Source organism: Aeromicrobium sp. 636, assembly GCF_024433585.1.
Classification (GTDB): domain Bacteria; phylum Actinomycetota; class Actinomycetes; order Propionibacteriales; family Nocardioidaceae; genus Aeromicrobium; species Aeromicrobium senzhongii.
In genome coordinates, this window is the sequence record NZ_WNJU01000001.1 from 1,176,460 (window position 1) to 1,191,109 (window position 14,650).

General features: G+C 70.9%; 17 protein-coding genes. 5 read left to right on the top strand and 12 right to left on the bottom strand.

Annotated elements, in window-relative coordinates; genetic code table 11:
* Nucleotides 1-12: 12 nt before the first annotated feature.
* Genes GL325_RS05840 through mshB form a run of 3 tightly spaced genes read right to left on the bottom strand, consistent with a single transcriptional unit; the run spans nucleotide 13 to nucleotide 3,181 of the window.
* Entirely contained in the window at nucleotides 13-1,710 is a 1,698-nt protein-coding gene (locus GL325_RS05840; RefSeq protein ID WP_187768870.1) for a VanW family protein, read from the bottom strand.
* On the bottom strand, nucleotides 1,707-2,240 hold the full coding sequence (locus GL325_RS05845; protein WP_187411780.1) for a flavin reductase family protein: 534 nt from the start codon (nucleotides 2,238-2,240) through the stop codon (nucleotides 1,707-1,709). Before GL325_RS05845 ends, GL325_RS05840 begins: the two co-directional genes overlap by 4 nt.
* A 35-nt stretch (nucleotides 2,241-2,275) precedes the next feature.
* Nucleotides 2,276-3,181 (bottom strand): N-acetyl-1-D-myo-inositol-2-amino-2-deoxy-alpha-D-glucopyranoside deacetylase, encoded by a 906-nt coding sequence (gene mshB / locus GL325_RS05850; protein WP_187768871.1) that lies wholly within the window; start codon nucleotides 3,179-3,181, stop codon nucleotides 2,276-2,278.
* Nucleotides 3,182-3,217: 36 nt separating this feature from the next.
* On the opposite strand from mshB, the gene GL325_RS05855 reads away from it, so the two are divergent.
* Nucleotides 3,218-5,302 (top strand): S9 family peptidase, encoded by a 2,085-nt coding sequence (locus tag GL325_RS05855; protein WP_187768872.1) that lies wholly within the window; start codon nucleotides 3,218-3,220, stop codon nucleotides 5,300-5,302.
* Here the strand turns inward: GL325_RS05855 and GL325_RS05860 are convergent.
* Nucleotides 5,265-6,284, bottom strand: coding sequence for an alpha/beta hydrolase fold domain-containing protein (locus GL325_RS05860; protein WP_187768873.1), 1,020 nt, complete (start codon nucleotides 6,282-6,284; stop codon nucleotides 5,265-5,267). The two genes, GL325_RS05855 and GL325_RS05860, sit on opposite strands and share 38 nt — an antisense overlap.
* A 231-nt stretch (nucleotides 6,285-6,515) precedes the next feature.
* On the opposite strand from GL325_RS05860, the gene GL325_RS05865 reads away from it, so the two are divergent.
* The gene (locus GL325_RS05865; RefSeq protein ID WP_154595590.1) at nucleotides 6,516-7,166 is read left to right on the top strand and encodes a TetR/AcrR family transcriptional regulator; all 651 of its coding nucleotides are present in this window, start codon (nucleotides 6,516-6,518) and stop codon (nucleotides 7,164-7,166) included.
* A 136-nt stretch (nucleotides 7,167-7,302) separates the two neighbouring features.
* Here GL325_RS05865 and GL325_RS05870 read toward each other — a convergent pair whose 3' ends face one another.
* From GL325_RS05870 to GL325_RS15925, 3 genes are read right to left on the bottom strand one after another with little or no spacing between them, the layout of a single operon-like run.
* On the bottom strand, nucleotides 7,303-7,584 hold the full coding sequence (locus GL325_RS05870; protein WP_154595591.1) for a hypothetical protein: 282 nt from the start codon (nucleotides 7,582-7,584) through the stop codon (nucleotides 7,303-7,305).
* Entirely contained in the window at nucleotides 7,577-8,470 is an 894-nt protein-coding gene (locus tag GL325_RS05875) for a bile acid:sodium symporter family protein (RefSeq protein ID WP_187768874.1), read from the bottom strand. Before GL325_RS05875 ends, GL325_RS05870 begins: the two co-directional genes overlap by 8 nt.
* A gap of 34 nt (nucleotides 8,471-8,504) precedes the next feature.
* Nucleotides 8,505-9,278, bottom strand: coding sequence for a phosphotransferase (locus tag GL325_RS15925; protein WP_255955646.1), 774 nt, complete (start codon nucleotides 9,276-9,278; stop codon nucleotides 8,505-8,507).
* 9 nt (nucleotides 9,279-9,287) lie between these two features.
* Between GL325_RS15925 and GL325_RS05885 the strand changes: the two genes are divergently transcribed.
* On the top strand, nucleotides 9,288-10,493 hold the full coding sequence (locus GL325_RS05885) for a YibE/F family protein (RefSeq protein ID WP_187768875.1): 1,206 nt from the start codon (nucleotides 9,288-9,290) through the stop codon (nucleotides 10,491-10,493).
* On the opposite strand, the gene GL325_RS05890 is transcribed toward GL325_RS05885, so the two are convergent.
* The 4 genes from GL325_RS05890 to GL325_RS05905 are packed head-to-tail and all read right to left on the bottom strand — an operon-like array spanning nucleotide 10,476 to nucleotide 12,107.
* Entirely contained in the window at nucleotides 10,476-11,348 is an 873-nt protein-coding gene (locus tag GL325_RS05890) for a RimK family alpha-L-glutamate ligase (protein WP_187768876.1), read from the bottom strand. The two genes, GL325_RS05885 and GL325_RS05890, sit on opposite strands and share 18 nt — an antisense overlap.
* Nucleotides 11,349-11,558, bottom strand: coding sequence for a DUF4287 domain-containing protein (locus GL325_RS05895; protein ID WP_187768877.1), 210 nt, complete (start codon nucleotides 11,556-11,558; stop codon nucleotides 11,349-11,351).
* Nucleotides 11,559-11,571: 13 nt separating this feature from the next.
* Nucleotides 11,572-11,796, bottom strand: a complete 225-nt coding sequence (locus GL325_RS05900) for a hypothetical protein (protein ID WP_187768878.1) — start codon at nucleotides 11,794-11,796, stop codon at nucleotides 11,572-11,574.
* Complete coding sequence (locus GL325_RS05905) at nucleotides 11,793-12,107, bottom strand: YchJ family protein (RefSeq protein ID WP_154595597.1); 315 nt, start codon at nucleotides 12,105-12,107, stop codon at nucleotides 11,793-11,795. Before GL325_RS05905 ends, GL325_RS05900 begins: the two co-directional genes overlap by 4 nt.
* 30 nt (nucleotides 12,108-12,137) lie before the next feature.
* On the opposite strand from GL325_RS05905, the gene GL325_RS05910 reads away from it, so the two are divergent.
* Entirely contained in the window at nucleotides 12,138-12,473 is a 336-nt protein-coding gene (locus GL325_RS05910) for a YnfA family protein (RefSeq protein WP_187768879.1), read from the top strand.
* 4 nt (nucleotides 12,474-12,477) lie between these two features.
* Here GL325_RS05910 and GL325_RS05915 read toward each other — a convergent pair whose 3' ends face one another.
* On the bottom strand, nucleotides 12,478-13,077 hold the full coding sequence (locus GL325_RS05915; RefSeq protein ID WP_187411777.1) for a TetR/AcrR family transcriptional regulator: 600 nt from the start codon (nucleotides 13,075-13,077) through the stop codon (nucleotides 12,478-12,480).
* An 81-nt stretch (nucleotides 13,078-13,158) separates the two neighbouring features.
* Here GL325_RS05915 and GL325_RS05920 point away from each other — a divergent pair, with 81 nt between their 5' ends.
* Nucleotides 13,159-14,649, top strand: a complete 1,491-nt coding sequence (locus GL325_RS05920) for a carotenoid oxygenase family protein (protein WP_187768880.1) — start codon at nucleotides 13,159-13,161, stop codon at nucleotides 14,647-14,649.
* Nucleotide 14,650 lies beyond the last annotated feature (1 nt).

The following is a 14,650-nucleotide window of genomic DNA, read 5'->3' on the forward strand; positions in this document are numbered from 1 at the left end:
GGCAGCGGGCGGTCAGTCGCTCTTCGGCTTCTTGCCGCAGATGACGCGGTCGGCGGCCTGGTAGTACGCCGTGTCCTTCTCGGTCTTGACCCGCTTGCCGCCCTGGTAGAAGTCGCGGTGGATGTCGATGTCGAAGCCCGTCACCGGCGACTGCGAGACGCAGGCCGGGGTGTCGTCGTACTGCGTGCCCGGCTCGCGGAAGTTGTACCGCTCGCTCTGGCGCGACTTCACCTCGTACACCTTGGTGCCGTAGATCTCGACGTTCATCCGTCCCGACGAGCCCGGGCTGCTCTTGTCGACCCAGGCCCGGATCACGACGCCGGTCTTGTAGGGGTTGCGGAAGCGCAGGTCGAGGCTGCCGTAGTAGATCGTCGCCTCGCGGCCCACCGGATAGCGGTCGATGTAGAACGCGTGGGGGTGGTGCTCGACGTCGTCGAGACCGGCGAAGAACGCCGCGTTGTAGGCGGTCGTGGCGACCTGCGAGACGCCACCACCGAGCTCCTCGCGGAACACTCCCCCGTTGATGACGAAGCCCGAGACGAAGCCGTTCGCGGCAGTGCGCTCGCCGACGGTCTCGTTGAAGCTGAACGTCTCGCCGGGCTTCAGGATCGTGCCGTCGATCCGGCGGGCCGCCTCGGCCTGGTTGGTGTTGCGGTAGTCGGCGTGCGGGTACTCGGTGGTGAAGCTGCCGATCCGCTCCTTGATGCCGAGCGCCTCGGCGTCCTGGGTGGTGAAGTCCGGCTGGACGCTGGTGGCCTCGACCGTGATCACGCGCTGGTCGCCGGTCTTGGTCAGCACCGGCACGAGCTGCTCGGCCATCGTCTTGGGGTCGAGACCGATGCCGGCCTTGCTGGGCACGACGACGGGACGGCCGCCCTCGAAGCGGAACGACGCGTCGACGGCCCGACGGCCGATACCGGTCACGGAGCTGGTCAGTGGGCCGGCCAGGTCCTTCGCGTCGATCGTCGGCACCATCGCGCCGTCACGGACGACGACCGACAGGGCCGGCGCGTAGGCGGTGACCGGCAGATCGGCCCGGCTCGAGCCGACCTTCAGCGTGACGGGTGCGGAGACGGCAGGCTGCGCGATCTCGCGCATGGCGCGCTCGAGTCCGGCTCGGTCGACGGCGGGAGCCACGGCCGCGACCGGCACCCGGATCGGGTCCTCGCTCGTCAGCCACGACTCGCGGATCGTCTGGGCGAACTCGTCCTGGGGAACCTGGTTGCCGGGCTTGGGCTGACGCGCCTTCGGCTTCGCGTCGGGGAACGTGATCTGCGCCTGCACGACGGGCTGGTCCACGGTCTCGGCGACCGATGCGACGGCGGCAGCGAGCTTCGTGTCGTCGACGCGCAACTGCGGGTCGTGGTCGGAGCCGCCGGCGAACAGGGCGATCATGTCGCGCGGGTCCCACGAGCGCCCGCCAGCCGCCCGGACGCTGGCGGGCACATCGACCGCCAGTCCCGCCTGCTCGGGGTCGAGCTCGAACTTCTGCTCCTCGAACGTCGCGACGATCGGCTCCTCGACCCGCTCGGCCAGCCAGCGGGTCAGAGCCGCCTCGGCCTCGTCGGGACTCTTGCCACCGACGTCGACACCGGCGATGGTCGTGTCGGCCGGCAGGCGCTGGCCGGTGAGGACGTACCCGCCGACGTACGCGGCAGCCAGGACGGCCACGACTCCCCCGGTCACGGCCAGCAGACGACGCCGGCTCACCGGCCGCTCCGATACACGGTCTTCTCGGACTCGGGCTGGCGCACGATCGAACCGTAGTGCGAGCGGTAGTACAGCAGGGGGTTGTCGGCCTCGTCGTGGTAGTCGGCCCACAGCACGCGGCCCACCAGGATCAGGTGGTCGCCACCGTCGTGCTCGGCCTCGGTCTCGCACTCGAGCCACGCCAGGGCGTCGTCCAGCAGCGCCAGGCCGCCGGGACTGCGGTGGTGCGGAATCTGGTCGAACTGGGTGGCCAGCGGTCGTCCGCGATGGGCGAACCACGCCGACGCCTCACGGCCGTGCTCGGAGAGCATCGAGACGCCCCAGCGCTGGGACTGGCGCACGGCGTCGTGGAACCGGCTGCCCCGGTTGGTGCACACCAGGACGAGTGGCGGAATGAGGGACACGGACGTGAATGCGCTCGCGGTCATGGCGTGGTCGACACCGTCATGGGCGGTCGACACCACGGTCACGCCGCTGGCGAATCGCGACAGCGCGCCCCGGAACGCGGCTTGATCGACGGACTTCTCCACCCGTCAAGCGTACGGGTCATCGCCCAGTGCCGGGTTCAGCCCAAGCCGGCGAACAGATCCTCCTCGAACCCGGACTCGCCCACCGGACCCGCGACTCCCTTGGCCAGCCGGTAGTACTCGGTGCCCCAGGTGATCGCCGCGAGGTCCATCCCCATGGCGAAGAACTGGCCGTCGGGGGTGATCTGCGTGGCGTGCGCGCGCATCGCGTCGAGCTTGGCCTGCACGTGCTCGGGCGTCGACGAGATCGCGGCGCTCAGGTCCTCGTCCTCGGCGAACATCGGGGGCAGGTGGTCCAGGTCGAACTGGAACGGCATCTCCTGACCGGCCTGCGCCAGCTGCTCGGAGGCCTCGCGCAGCCGGGACGCCGACTCGGCGGTCCAGTAGATCTTGGGGATGTCCCACGCCTCACCGAGGTCGCGCCGGTAGGAGGGCACCGCGGCCAGGGCGGCCGCGTAATGCGCGACGCGGTGCGCCTGGATGTGGTCGGGATGGCCGTAGGCGCCGAACTCGTCGTAGGTCACCAGGACCTGCGGCCGCACCTCGCGGATCACGGCCACCAGGTGAGTGGCCGCCTCCAGCAGGTCGGCACGCCAGAAGGCCCGGGGGTCGATGTCGTCCATCGCCGCGGCGTTGCCGTTCTCGTCCCAGACCATGCCGGAGTCGCGATAGGTCCCGTCCCCGCCGAGCCGGCGGAAGTCCTTGACACCCAGGTGCGCCATCGCGTCGCTCAGCTCGCCGAGGCGATGGGGGCCGAGGTCGTCCTCGCGCTCGGCGGCCAGGTGCTCCAGCTCGGGCACGAGCACCTCACCGTGCTCGCCCAGCGTGCAGGTCACGAGCGTCACCTGGGCTCCCTCGGCGGCGTACTTCGCCATCGCGAGCCCCGATCCGATGGACTCGTCGTCAGGATGGGCATGGACCAGCAGCAGGCGGCGATCGGGCATGGCTCCAATCTAGAGCGCCCCTGCCAAGATGGGCCCATGACCGACTCCTACCCCCGGCTCGCGGCGCGCACCCTGCGCTTCACCCTCGGCATCCCGCGGAACGTGACCGTCTCGCCTGACGGCGCGACCGTCCGCTTCATCCGCACGCCCGACGGCGTCACGCGCTCGGGCCAGCTGTGGGAGCTCGACGTCGCCTCCGGTGCCGAGTCACTGCTGGTGGACCCCCAGGACGTGCTCGCCGGGGCCGACGAGGACCTGTCCCCCGAGGAGCGATCGCGGCGCGAGCGTACGCGCGAGTCGGCCGGCGGGCTGGTCTCCTACGACGTCGACGGCACCGGGCGGTGGGCGTGCTTCACGCTGTCGGGGCGACTGTTCGCGGTCCACCTGGGAGCGAACGCCGTGCGCGAGCTGCCCGCGACGGGCGCTGTCATCGATCCTCGTCTGGACCCGACGGGTCGCCACGTCGCGTACGCCAACTCCGCCGGAGAGCTGCGCGTCGTCGACGTGGCGGGCACGCAGGACCGTGCTCTCGTGTCACCCGAGAGGCCGACCCAGGCCTGGGGCCGTGCGGAGTTCATCGCCGCCGAGGAGATGGACCGCATGCGCGGGTTCTGGTGGGCGCCGGACGGTCGATCGCTGCTGGTCGAGCGGTACGACGACGCCGAGGTGCCCGTCTGGCACATCGCCGACCCGGCCAACCCCGATCGCCCGGCCGTCGAGCAGCGCTATCCCGCCGCGGGCACGCCGAACAGCATCGTCACCCTGTGGCACGTCACCCTCGACGGCTCCGCGCCGACCGAGGTGACGTGGGACCACGCGGCCTTCGAGTACCTCGCCCGGATCGACTGGTCCGAGGGCTCCGACCCGGTGCTGCAGGTGCTCAGCCGCGACCAGCGGCGCAGTCTCGTGCTCGAGGTCGATCCGGCCACGGGTGCCACCCGCACCCTGCGCGAGCTCGCCGACGACGCCTGGGTCGAGCTGTCCTCGGCTCCCCGGCGCGGTCCGGGCGGGCGTCTCGTCACCGTGGAGGATTTCGAAGGCCGCCGCCGCGTGTGCGTCGACGGCACCGCCATCAGCGGCGACGCGTGGCAGGTCCGCTCGATCATCGACGTCTCCGACTCCGGCGTCCTCGTCACCGCGTCCGACGAGCCCACCGAGGTGCACGTCGTCCGCATCGGGTTCGACGGCTCGACCGACGTGCTCACCCAGGGGCGCGCCGTCCACGGCGCGGTCTCCGGCGGGGGCACGACCGTCATCGTCCGCAGTGAGCTCGAGTCGACGACCACCACGGTCACCGTGCACGCGCCCGGCCGCGAGCCGGCGCCGATCCGGGTCCTGTCCGAGCCCGCTCCCCTCACACCCGAGGTCGAGCTGGTCCGGCTCGGTGACCGCGAACTGCGAGCCGCGGTGCTGTTCCCCCGCGACCACGTGCCCGGCTCGCGGCGGCTGCCGCTGCTGATGGACCCGTACGGCGGTCCCCACGCCCAGCGCGTGCTGGCCTCGGGACGGATGTTCCTCGAGGCCCAGTGGATGGCCGACCAGGGCTTCTGCGTCGTGGTCGCCGACGGCCGCGGCACGCCGGGGCGCGGCTCGGCCTGGGAGCGCGAGATCCACCACCGCTTCGCCGAGGTGACCCTGCAGGACCAGGTCGACGCCGTGGCGGCGATCGCCGAGCGCCACCCGGACGACGTCGACGCCGGGCGGGTCGGCATCACCGGCTGGTCCTACGGCGGGTACCTCGCGGCACTGGCCGTGCTGGCACGTCCGGACGTCTTCCACGCGGCGGTCGCCGGGGCGCCCGTCACCGAGTGGCGGCTCTACGACACCTGTTACACCGAGCGTTACCTGGGACATCCCGCCACGGACCCGCAGGTCTACGACGAGAACTCACTGCTGCCGCTGGCGCCGCGGCTCGAGCGTCCGCTGATGCTGATCCATGGGCTCGCCGACGACAACGTCGTCGCAGCGCACACCCTGCGGCTGTCCTCCGCACTGTTGGCGGCAGGACGAGCGCACACGGTGCTGCCGTTGTCCGGAGTCACCCACATGACGCCTCAGGAAGAGGTCGCCGAGAACCTCAAGCTCATACAGATGGAGTTCCTGCGGCAGCAACTGGCTTGACCAGTCGCAGCCGGCGACCACCCTGACCCGCGACGGGCCGGTTGATCGGCACGACGTCGCCGTGGCGACGCGGGACCTGCACGAGGGACGCCATCGCCTTGCCGAACTCCTCGACCGCCTCGTCGGCGGCGGCGAGACGACCGGCCTGGAGGTGGAAGGAGTGCCACATCTCGGGGTACTCCCGGGCGATGACCCGCGGGCCCTCGGCGTTCAGGGTGACCTTCTCCAGGAACGCCTCGGCGTCGGTGTGCAGCGGGTCCAGGCCGCTGTAGTGCACGACGATCGGCGGCAGCGAGTCGAAGTCGCCGTGCAACGGCGAGGCGCCGATCTCGCGCGGGTCGGCGCCACCGAGGTAGGTGCGAGCCCATCGCGTGGCCAGGGCCGGGGTGAACCAGGGGTCCGACGCCGAGGGACGGGCGCGCTCGACGTCGGCGCTCATGTCCAGCCAAGGGCTGATCATGCCGATCGCGGCGGGCATCGGCAGACCGCGGTCACGGATCTCCAGCGCCATCGCCAGGGCCAGACCGGCACCGGCATCGTCGCCGGCGAGCACCACGGTGGTCGGGTCGACACCGTAGGCGGGCAACGCGCGGTAGAGCGCGAGGAGCGAGTCGAGCGCCGCCGGGTAAGGGCTCTCGGGGGCCAGCGGGTACTCGGGCAGCAGCACGTCCATGCCCGAGTGCATCGCCAGGTGCGCAGCGAAGGCACGGTAGGCGCGCGAACTGCCGACGACGTGACCGCCGCCGTGCAGGTAGATCATGGTGGCGCGGCCGGTGGCCGGGCCGGTCCCCTCGACGGTGACGAACTGCACCGGCAGTCCGGCGATCACGTCGAAGTCGTAGATGGCGCCCTCGGGGGCCCGGGCGGACCCGGCCATCGAGTCGGCCATGGTGCGCTTCGCGCCCAGGCTGACGCGGGTGGAGTGCATCACCGGTCGCGCCATCCGTAGGCGGGTCCTTACGAGCGGCTTCGGAACGCTCATGTTCTCTCCTTGCGCAAAGACCGGGGCAGCATCCCGACCTAAGTAAGTAGGTATTGACTTCTATGAAGTGACGCCAGATTAGGTGGGTTCTGACGCGGCGTGCAAACGAATTCGAAAAAATTGTGATTCCCGTTACCATTTGACACACATTCCGTCACACCAGTCACACGGGTCACACGAGTTTCATCTCTTTTCACCCACATTCCAGGGATGTGACCTACCGTTTCTCGCGTGAGTGTTGAACGAGGCCCCAAACGGCGGATGTCCGCCGCGCTTCGCCGTGCTCAGATCACCGATTCCGCGCGGCGCGTGTTCTCCGAGAAGGGCTACGCCGCGACCCGGACCCGCGAGATCGCGGCGGAGGCCGGTGTCAACGAGGCGATGCTCTACCGACACTTCCCCTCCAAGGAGGAGCTCTTCGAGGCCTCGGTCCTGGAGTCGATCGACGCCGCCATGATCGGGGCCAACGCGAACGCCCGCAGCATCAGCCGGGACCTCGCCGGCTCGTCCACCGAGATCCAGGACGGCATCCGTCGCTTCTTCACCGATCTGGCCGACCTCGCCGTCGAGCTTGGCCCTCTCATCGGTGCCACCGCGTTCGGGCCGGACTCACCGGTTCGCAGCAAGCTCGTCGAGCGCCTCGACGCCCTGTTCGACGTCGCCACGACGATCACCGTCAACGGCATCCCCGACCTCATGAAGGACGAGGTCGACGTCCGGCTCGCCCACGAGCAGATCTTCGGCTCGCTGTGGTTCGCCGCCGAGATGGCTCGGTGGACCGGCCGGCCCTTCGACCGCGAGGCCGTGCTCGACCAGGTGCTGCTGACGATCTACGGCGGAGTCATCCGACTTCCCGAGGACGAGCAGCCCGTCTCCGTCTGAGGTCGAAGCAGGAGTCGAACCACTCCCCCAGCAGCGGATCCGCGGCGGTGACCCGCGGGACGTGCGGCTGAAGGAGGTCGACAGCAGGCAGGTCTGTGCCGGGTCACCGATCACACGTGCAAGAACACGTGACCCGTCAATGCCCCGGGGAGCGCTTGATCCGACGTGGTGCCTCCGGCAGCGGGGGCGGTACGGATCGGCTCGGATCCGGAGCCTCCACGAGCCAGCCGCCGGCGCGCTCGACGCGGGCGTGCAGGTCCGGGACGGTCGCCTCGACCTCGACGAGCCAGGCCGCGTCCTCGAAGTCGTCCTCACCCGCGAACTCGTCGCGGTGCAGCCGGTGAGCGAGGCCCTGGGACTCCAGCTCCGCGACGAAGGCCTCCGCGTCCTCACGCTCGTCGAAATGAACCTCAGGCATGCTGCGACGGTAACGCGCCCGACTCCGTCCGCCGCGGCAGGATCCAGCGCGTGAGGGTCAGGCCCCACAGCGTCGCCAGCAGGAACATGACGAGACCGTAGACCGCGGCCGGCACCGAGAGCTCGACGTTGTCGAGGACCTCGACGGCCACGTAGATCGCCAGCGTGGCGTTGTGGACGCCGATCTCGAACGAGCACGCCACGGCCTGGCTCTCCTTCACCCCGGCCCACCACGGGACCAGGTAGCCGATGACCAGGCTGGCCGCGCAGAAGATCGTGACCGCCAGGCCCACCGAGGCCGCGTAGTCGCCGACGTTCGAGCGCTGGTCGACCACGATGCCCACGATGATGATCAGCAGCAGCACCGCCGACCCGATGCGGACGGGCGTGTCCATGCGGTGCGCGAAGTCGGGACCCTTGGCCCGCACGAGCATCCCCAGGGCGACGGGCACCAGGACGACGGCGAACACCTCGACCACCTTGCGGTACTGCAGGGAGACCTCGTCGCCGAGGTCGAAGTAGGCCATCGCGAGGTTCGTCACGACCGGCAGGGACACGATCGCCACGATCGAGTTGATCGCCGTCAGGGTGATGTTCAGCGCGACATCGCCGCGGAACAGGTGGCTGAAGAGGTTCGCCGTGCTGCCGCCGGGCGACGCCGCCAGCAGCAGCATGCCCACCGCGAGCAGCGGTGGCAGGTCGAGCGCCAGGACCAGCCCGAAGCAGACGATCGGCAACAGGACCAGCTGGCACAGCAGGGCGATCACGACCGCGCGCGGCGACTGGCGGACCCGAGCGAAGTCGCCGACGGTCAGCGACAGACCGAGGCCGAACATGATGATGCCGAGCGCGACGGGCAGCCCGACGGTCGAGAGGCTCGAGTCCATGGCCGACACCCTACGTGACGAATGTCACTCTGAGTTACTTTTCGAGGGCCTCGCGTATCGCGGGCAGGCGAGCCTCGAACGCCGCGACCCGGTCGCGGGTGCGCTGCGGCTCACCGTTCTTCTGCAGGTTGATCATTCCCGGGTCGCCACGCTCGATGCCCGTGGCGATCCGCTCGCTGGCGGTCGTCATCCGGGCGACGACCGCGTCCAACAGCGTCAGCGGTCCCCACTCGGCGTAGGTGTCGACGACCAGCTCGAGGCGCCGGACGACGTCCTCGAGCGGGATCTCGCGGTAGAGCGGGATGGCCGTCCAGCACAGGAACGCCAGGTCGTCGATCGGTCGGCCGGGGCCGGCCAGGTCCCAGTCGATCATCGCGACGAAGTGACCGCTCTGGATGATCCAGTTGTAGGCGCCCGGGTCGTTGTGGCAGATGATCTGGCCGGGCGCCAGGTCGACCGGGTCGTCGCCGGTCTGGCGCCAGACGCGCGGGCCGTCGGGCGCGTAGCCGTCGACGATGTCGTGGAAGTCCCGCAGCCACGCGACCGCCTCGACCAGCACCTGGTCGAGCACGACCTCGTCGTCGACGGGCACCCCGCGCCCCTCGATGTACGAGACGATCTCGCGGCCGTCCTCGTCCACTCCCGAGACGTGCGGGATGCCGCCGAGGCCCTCGTCGGCGAGCCAGTCGAGCAGCTCGTGGACCGCCGGCGTCCAGGGGCCGGTGGGGCGCCGGACGGTGCGGCCGACGCGCCACACGCCGCCGGACCCGCCGGGGAGGTGTTCAGGGATCTCTTCGCCACGTGACACGCTGGCATCGTGACACACCACCACGGCATCGAGCCTCCCGAGGGACCGCCCCGCCCCCGCTTGGCCTGGTCGCTGACCGCGGCCGTCCTGGCCGTCACGCTGGCCGCACTGGCCGCCGTCGCGCTGCTGTGGCCGAACCAGAGCGAGGTCCCGAAGGGTGCCGACCCGTACGGCCAGGTCGACCTCGTGGACGCCACGGTCACGAAGGTGACGCCGTTCGACTGCGGCAGCACCGGGACCGGCCCCGACAACGTCCCGATGGTCGAGGGCATGTGCGCCCAGGTCACCGCCGAGACCGACGACGGCAGATCGGCCTCCTTCACGCTCGACCCGACCCGGTACGTCGGCGGCGGCATGTCCGAGGGCGACGAGATCCGGGTCAGCGCCTTCACGGCCGACGGCCAGGAGACCACGTACGAGTTCTACGACTACCAACGCGGCCCGCAGCTGGCGATCATCGCTCTGGTGTTCGCGGTGCTGGTCACCGTGGTCGGCCGCTGGCGCGGCCTCTTCGCCCTGATCGGCATCGGCATCACCCTGCTCGTGCTGTTGCGATTCGTGCTGCCCGCCCTACTGGCGGACCAGCCGCCCATCGCCGTCGCGGTGGCGGGGTCCACGGTGATCATGCTCGCCGTCCTCTACCTCGCGCACGGGGTCTCGATCCGTACGACGGCGGCCCTGTTCGGCACGCTCTTCGGCATCGCGTTCACCGCCATCGTCGGTGCCGCCTCGACCGACTGGGCGCACCTGACCGGGGTCGGGTCCGAGGACGACCACCTGCTGCTGGCGACCGCGCCGCAGATGAGCCTGTCGGGCGTCGTCGCGGCGTCCATGGTGATCGCCGGCCTGGGCGTGCTCAACGACGTCACCGTCACGCAGGCCAGCGCCGTGTGGGAGATGCGCGCCCTCAAGCCCACTGCCGCCCGGCCGGAGCTGTTCGTCTCGGCCATGCGCATCGGCCGGGACCACATCGCCTCGAGCGTCTACACGTTGGTCTTCGCCTACGCCGGCACCGCGATGACGACCCTGCTGCTGATCTCGGCCTACCAGCGTCCGCTGCTGGAGGTCGCCGTCACCGAGGGGATCGCCCAGGAGGTGATCCGCACCCTCGTGGGTGCGATCGGTCTCGTGCTCGCCGTGCCCATCACCACCGCGATCGCGGTGTGGCTGGCGCCGGCCCGCACGGGGACGCGTGCCTCAGCGGTCGAGGCGTGACCTGATCGCTGCGGCGAAGCGCTCGGCCGCGCCCGGGACCAGGTCGAGGTAGAGGCACGGCTCGACCGCCTCGATCTCCATGACCACGGGGCCGGACGGCCCGGGCACCAGGTCGACCCGCACGTAGAGCGGCTCGCCGAAGCGGGCCGCGAGCTCACCGTGTGCGGCGAGGGCGAGATCGACGAACTCCGGGGCCGCCTCGCGCGCGGTGACCAGGTCGTCGTCGTGCATGATCGCGGCCTCCGAGGCCGGGTCGTCGGGATCGAGCAGCTCGGCGGTCCCCTGCTCACGCAGCACCGGCTTCTTGTGAAGCGTGTGCGACAACTCGCCCCCGAGGAACACGACGGCGGTCTCGCCGGCGGCGTCGACCCCCGCGACGTAGGGCTGGACCATGGCCACGCGACCCGAGGCGTTGATCTGCGCGATCAGCTCGCGCGCCGCGTCGTGGTGCTCAGGATCGAACCGGCCGGTGTCACGACCGCCCGCCGAGACGGTGGGCTTGACCACGACCTCGCCGCGCAGGTCGGGAGCCTGCGCGCCCGGCACGACGTACCGCGTGGGGACCGTGGGGACGCCGAGCGCGCCGAGGTAGGCCTTGTCGGAGTTGAAGGCGATCAGGTCGGCCGAGTTGGCCACCCGGTCGCCGAGGGACCGCACCCAGGCGACGAACGCCTCGCGCTGGATCGTGTAGTCCCAGGCCGAGCGGATGACGACGAGGTCGTACACCGACCAGTCGACGGCCGGGTCGTTCCAGACGACGAACTCGGCGCCCACCAGCCTCGCGGTCCCGTGGTCGTCCTCGAATCCGTCCGTGAGCCGGGCACAGGTCGCGAACGCGATGCGCTGCTGGACCATTCAGAGGCCCCGTTCCTGACGGAACACCGCCACCAGCGCGTTGGCGTGACCGTGGCCGATGCCGAACTGCTTCTTGAGCACGGCGACCTGCTCCATGTGCTTCGCGGTCACGACCGACTCCAGTTGGCGCATCCAGTGCTCGATCGGCTCGCCGTACTTCTTCTCGATGGCCGGGAAGTAGGAGGCCGGGCCCTTGACGCTCTCAGTCATGCCGCGAGCCTAGTCACTCGTCATCGGCACTCCGGTAGCCCAGGCCACGCTCGGCCAACGCCTCGCCGAGGACCCGGACCGCCCGGGGCCCCACCCCGTGCAGCGCGCCGATCTCGTCGGCGGTGCACTGGGCGACCTGGGCCAGGGACGTGATCCCCGCTGCGGCCAGCGCTCGTGTCGCCGGCCGGCCGATCCCGCGGGGCAGGTCCCGGCTCGCGTGGTCCTGCGGCGGTGTCACCGCACGTCTCCGTCCACGTAGAACCAGAGGCCGTCCTCACGGACGAACCGCGACCTCTCCTGCAAGATCCCCAGCTCGCCGTCGGCGATGTAGGTGGCCCGGAACTCGACCACCCCGGTGGCGTCGTCGGTGCCGCCCGCCTCGGTGTCGAGGATCTGCAGACCACGCCAGCGTGGATTGTCCGACAGGTCGAGATCGGCCGGGCGGGTCGAGGCGTGCCAGGTGCGGAGCAACCACTCGCGGTCACCGCGCTTGAACGCCTCGAACCGCGATCGCATGAGCGCCTCGGCCGTACGGGGCTGGTCCGTCATGGCACCACCTTCGCACGGCACAATCGGGCCATGGACGTCCTGCGCTCGATCGCCCTGTTCGCGTTGGCCGCGGTCGCCGAGATCGGTGGCGCGTGGCTGATCTGGCAGGGCGTGCGCGAGCACCGTGGGGTGCTGTGGATGGGTCTGGGCGTCGTCGCGCTGGGCCTCTACGGGTTCGTGGCCACCCTGCAGCCCGACGCGAACTTCGGGCGCATCCTGGCGGCGTACGGTGGCGTCTTCGTCGCCGGCTCGCTGGCCTGGGGCATGCTGCTCGACGGCTTCAGGCCCGACCGCTGGGACCTCGCCGGTGCCGCGATCTGCCTCGCCGGCGTGGCCGTGATCATGTACGCCCCGCGCAGCGCCTGACGCCTCAGTCCGAGAGCGACCGGAGCAGGTTGCCCATGAGCTGCCACAGCACGTGGTGCTCGGGGTCCCTCACCACCTGGTCCATCCCCGCGAGCTCCAGCATCATGTAGCCGTGGAGCGCACTCCACCACTGCGCCGCCACCGCCTTCGGGTCGCCGCGACGCAGGGGTCCGGCGTCCATCGCCCGCTCCACCACGGCGACCAGCTGCCGGAACGCCGCGTACGCCACGTCGGCGTCGGGGCCGGCGCCGCCGAGACCTCGCACGCTGACCGCCCCGAACATCACCGCGTAGAGGTGGCGGTTCTCGAGCGCGTTCTCGCGGTAGGCGGCGGCCGCCGCCAGCAGGTCGGCGGCCGGATCGTCCGTCTGCTCGACGGCATCCACCCGAGCGATGAGGCGCCGGAAGCCCTCGGTCGCCACGGCGTCCACGACGGCGCCCATGCTCCCGAAGTGCGTGTAGACGGCCATGGTGGACGCGCCGACCTCGGTCGCCAGGCGGCGCGCCGAGAGGGCGGCCGGGCCCTGCTCGTCCAGGATTCGGGCGGCCCCCTCCAGCAGGCGCGCCCGCGCTTCGGACGCCCCCGGGGACGGTACGGAACTCATGCTCGACAGCATGGCATAACAGCGTTATCGTCGGGATAACAGTGTTATGCGACTCGGGCGCGCGTCACCAGGAGAGACGTCATGACCGAGACCATCGACCCCACCACCGAGTCCAGCAACCGCTACCTGCGCGACAACTTCGCGCCGGTGCGCGAGGAGCTCACCGCCACCGACCTCACCGTCACCGGCCGTCTGCCCGACCACCTCGACGGCCGCTACCTGCGCATCGGCCCGAATCCGCTCGACGACCCGGGCGACCAGCACCATTGGTTCCTCGGCGAGGGCATGGTGCACGGCGTGCGGCTGCGAGACGGGCAGGCCCAGTGGTACCGCAACCGCTGGGTGCGCTCCGCCGCCGTCGCCGACGCCCTGGGCGAGCCGCAACGCGGGACCCCCGGCGAGCTCGACTTCGCCGCCAACACCAACGTCCTGGAACACCACGGCCGGACCCTGGCCCTCGTGGAGGCGGGCGCGCCGCCCTACGAGCTGACCCACGAGCTGGAGACGGTCGGGCCGTGTGACTTCGGCGGCACGCTGCCGAGCCTGCCCGGCCGTCCCGGCTACGCCGCGCACCCGCACCGCGACCCGGACACCGGTGAGCTCCATGCCCTCTCCTACAACTGGATGCGCGGCAACCGGGTGGCCTACTCGGTGCTCGGGAACGACGGCCGCATCCGGCGGAGCGTCGACATCGAGGTCCACGGCAGCCCGATGATGCACGACTTCGCCCTGACCGAGCACCACGTCGTGATCCTCGACCTGCCCGTCACGTTCGACATCGCCGCGGCCACCACCGACGTGCCGCGCCTCGTGCGACCGGTCGTGCGCGGCATCCTCAACCGCGTCATCGGGCGGAACCCGCTTCCAGAACCCGTGATCGCGCGCATCGCCCGTGGCGGGAGCGACGACGCCTCCCTGCCCTACCGCTGGAACCCCGACTACCCGGCCCGCATCGGGATCATGCCCCGCGACGGCGACGGCGCCTCGGTCCGCTGGTTCGAGATCGCGCCCTGCTTCGTGTTCCACACCCTCAACGCGTACGACGACGGGGACACGGTGGTGGTCGACGTGATCCGCCACCCGAAGATGTTCGCGACCGTGCTGAACGGCCCGAACGAGGGACCCGCGGTCCTGACCCGGTTCACCCTCGACCTGCGGACCGGCCGCGCCCACGAGAGCGGGATCGACCAGCGCTCGCAGGAGTTCCCCCGGCACGACGAGCGACTCACCGGTCGGCGGCACCGCTACGGCTGGGCGGTCGGCTTCGAGGACGGCGTCCCCGGCGACACCGTGCTGCGGCACGATCTCGAGGCCGGGACGACGGATGCGCGGCGGCTCGGCCCGGGCCTTGAGGCCAGCGAGTTCTGCTTCGTGCCGCATCCCGACGGAACGACCGAGGACGACGGCGTGCTGATGGGGTACGTCCACGACCGGGCCGAGGGGCGCAGCCAGCTGCGACTGCTCGACGCGGCCACGCTCGAGGACGTCGCCACCGTGCACCTCCCCGGGCGGGTACCGGCCGGCTTCCACGGGAACTGGGCTCCGGAGGGCACCGACCTCGCGGACGTGTGAG